This window comes from Photorhabdus sp. CRCIA-P01, assembly GCF_003545805.1.
In the GTDB taxonomy this organism is placed as follows: domain Bacteria; phylum Pseudomonadota; class Gammaproteobacteria; order Enterobacterales; family Enterobacteriaceae; genus Photorhabdus; species Photorhabdus antumapuensis.
In genome coordinates this window covers 1-2912 of sequence record NZ_NMQR01000122.1, presented here as the reverse complement: position 1 = coordinate 2912, position 2912 = coordinate 1, and the positions used below count along the sequence as shown (strand labels likewise).

At 39.3% G+C, this 2912-nt stretch carries 3 protein-coding genes and 1 pseudogene; all 4 read left to right on the top strand.

Annotated elements, in window-relative coordinates:
- Positions 1-81 precede the first annotated feature (81 nt).
- The 4 genes and pseudogenes from D3222_RS26385 to D3222_RS26920 all read left to right on the top strand — a co-directional run bounded on the left by D3222_RS26385 (position 82) and on the right by D3222_RS26920 (position 2869).
- Positions 82-297, top strand: a complete 216-nt coding sequence (locus D3222_RS26385) for an IS1096 element passenger TnpR family protein (RefSeq protein WP_118987693.1) — start codon at positions 82-84, stop codon at positions 295-297.
- Positions 298-572: 275 nt separating this feature from the next.
- Positions 573-788: a hypothetical protein gene (locus D3222_RS24035; RefSeq protein ID WP_118988303.1), complete on the top strand. Its 216-nt coding sequence runs from the start codon at positions 573-575 to the stop codon at positions 786-788.
- Positions 789-868: 80 nt separating this feature from the next.
- On the top strand, positions 869-1462 hold the full coding sequence (locus D3222_RS24030) for a recombinase family protein (RefSeq protein ID WP_232832668.1): 594 nt from the start codon (positions 869-871) through the stop codon (positions 1460-1462).
- A 24-nt stretch (positions 1463-1486) separates the two neighbouring features.
- A pseudogene (locus D3222_RS26920) lies at positions 1487-2869 on the top strand (ISKra4 family transposase).
- The last annotated feature ends 43 nt before the right edge of the window (positions 2870-2912 follow it).

The following is a 2912-nucleotide window of genomic DNA, read 5'->3' as shown; positions in this document are numbered from 1 at the left end:
GAGAGCATAAAGAAGTGTGGGGTATTCCTTTAATCAATTAGTATGATCGTTCTCGTATTTATTGTGACAAAGGGGGGGAGCATGTCTGTCTATAAGGTCAAAGTGGCTATTCGCGATATTAGCCCGATGATTTGGCGACGTTTTCGTATTCATTGTGACATGTCACTTGGCGCTTTGCATTTTCTCCTACAGTTTGCATTTGGTTGGGATAACGGCCATCTTCACTCTTTTCATATTCATGGTAAAGACTATGGTATTAGCTATGAAGGTGGATTGGGGTTTTATGATAATCCCTGAGCGGTTTCACTCGCCTCATTTCAGTTTGAAAATCGCGATAAGTTTACTTATGAGTATAATTTTTACCGCCATTGGTTATACCCTATGGATTTCAAGATGCATCGCGACGGCAAGGGAACGAATCCCCGGGAGCATAGATAACTATGTGACCGGGGTGAGAGAGTGCAGCCAACAAAGAAGCAACTTGAAAGATAACGGGTATATTAGATATCCGCATTGAAGCGATTGAATCAAACGTAAATAAAAATACGCCATTTTGCCTTGGTGGCCAAGGAATGCCGGATACTACTCAGTATGATGAAACTGAAGCCTCGATTAAACTTTTAGAAGCTATTGTAGAAAGCAATGACAGCACAACTTGGGCAGATATCCAGGAATTTATCGATGAATACAATCGTGTCAAATTTAACCGCCAACGACTCAATCAGTTATTAAAGCGTTATGATTTTGACACCCCGAACTATTCACAGGGCTTAGACTGGACTCTCTAAAGGTATACTTTTACGTAAATAGCGATCTCAGCCCTTAAATTGTCTCTAAAGGTGGTGTAAATTGAGGTTTAGAGAGTATTATGAAAACCTCTATAACCTTTATGGATTATTCTATGATTTATGCTTATATTCGTATCAATTCTTCTGAGCAAAATGCTGCGCGGCAAGAAATGGCGATTCAAAATTCAGGTTATAAAGTTAAAACAGTTTTTACCGATATTGCCGGCGGCAAAGATACGCATCGCCCCTATTTACAACAATTATTATCGATACTCGTATCTGGGGATACATTGATTGTTCATTCAATCGATCGCTTGTGCCGAAATATGATGGATATGTGTAATTTAACACTTGATCTAAAACAACGAGGGGTTTCACTTATTTTTCTAAAAGAAAATATTTGTTTTTCTGCACATGAAAATAACCCACTACAAGAACTGCAATTGCATATGATGTCAGCATTTAGTCAATTTGAACGAGCTCTGATTAGGGAACGTCAAGCTGAAGGAATTGCCGCTAAAAAGCATAGAGGGGAACAGACTGGCCGCCCTCCTGCAGATAAACGTAAGGTCGCAATGGTTGATGAATTAAAAGCGAAAGGTATTCGCCTTAAAATAGCCTGTGATAACGTCGGAATAGGTGTTTCAACTTACTATAAGTTAAGGAAAAGATAATCCATTAACTTCGGAGGTCGTATGATAAAAATCGTAGTGACAGTAAAGGTAATACACGATGATGGTTCCACCTATCAGGAAATCTTATTAACGTCACAGAAAACCACCGAACAAGATGAACCTTTGGGATTATCCCTTAACGAATCAAAGACATTAATCAATAGTGCTCAATTAGCTATCATACAGTCTCAAAGCCAAGCCTATATGCAAGCGCATCGAGGATGCCCACACTGTCATCAACGTCGTCAAATAAAAGATCATCAGACTCGATATTATCATACTTTATTTGGGGTCATTCCGATTAAAGGGCTTCGACTGTACCGCTGCAGCTGTGAGACAAATAATACAAAATCAGTCAGCTTGCTCAGTGAATGGCTACCCGAAAATATCCATCCCGAACTAAAATATATTGAAGCTAAATGGGCCTCATTGATGTCTTACGATCTTACTGTGGATAGATTGAAAGATATTTTACCCATTAATAAAACGTTAAATGCCGCCACAGTACGTAATCACTTAATCAGTGTCGCTAAACGACAAGAAGCTGAGTTAGCCGAGAAACCCGATTTTCTCGATAAAACCGCTTATGACAATGAGCAGTTACCCCGCCCAGGAAAACCGATGGTGATAGGATTTGATGGGGGTTATGTCCGAGATTGCCATAACCGAAAAAACAATTTTGAAATCATTACAGGAAAAGCTTACGCCGAAAATATTCAAGCAAAACGGTTTGGTTATGTTCACACGTTTGAAAATAACCCAAGGAAACGCTTACTTTCTGTACTCAATGCCCAAGGGATGCAAACTAACCAACAGATATTATTTTTGTCGGATGGGGCTGATAACCTAAGAATGATGTAAATCGGGATTTACCCCGAAGCTGAGCATATTTTAGATTGGTTTCATATTAGTATGCGCCTAACAGTGCTTAATCAGTGTGCTAAAGGGCTCATCACACAATGCTCTGATATTGGTATAGAATTAAAAAATTTACTCGAAAAAACAAAATGGTACCTATGGCATGGTAATGTCGATCAGGCGCTAGAACAGCTCGATAGCTGTTTAGGCATTTGTGATGATGAAGAAGATAACCAAGTCTATAAAAACAGTAAAAAAGTGGTGCGGTATTTAGAGGAAATGATAACTTACCTTGGTAATAACCAAGGTATGATCCCCAATTATGGGGAACGGCATCGCTATGGTGAACCCATTTCAAGGGCATTTGTGGAATCAACAGTGAATGAAGTTATTGCAAAAAGAATGGCAAAAAAGCAGCAAATGCAGTGGAGCCAAGAAGGTGCTCATTACCTTTTACAAACTCGAGTGGCCGTTTTGAATGATGAATTAGAAAGTCTCTTTCACCGTTGGTACCCTAAACTGAATAACACGAATTTAGATGCAATTTAGATGCAATGGCGGCGTAAATACCCCACTCTTTTTTATGCTCTCC

Coding starts and splice junctions, on each gene's coding strand:
- D3222_RS26385 (WP_118987693.1), top strand. CDS start 82: ATGTCTGTCTATAAGGTCAAAGTGGCTATTCGCGATATTAGCCCGATG.
- D3222_RS24035 (WP_118988303.1), top strand. CDS start 573: ATGCCGGATACTACTCAGTATGATGAAACTGAAGCCTCGATTAAACTT.
- D3222_RS24030 (WP_232832668.1), top strand. CDS start 869: ATGAAAACCTCTATAACCTTTATGGATTATTCTATGATTTATGCTTAT.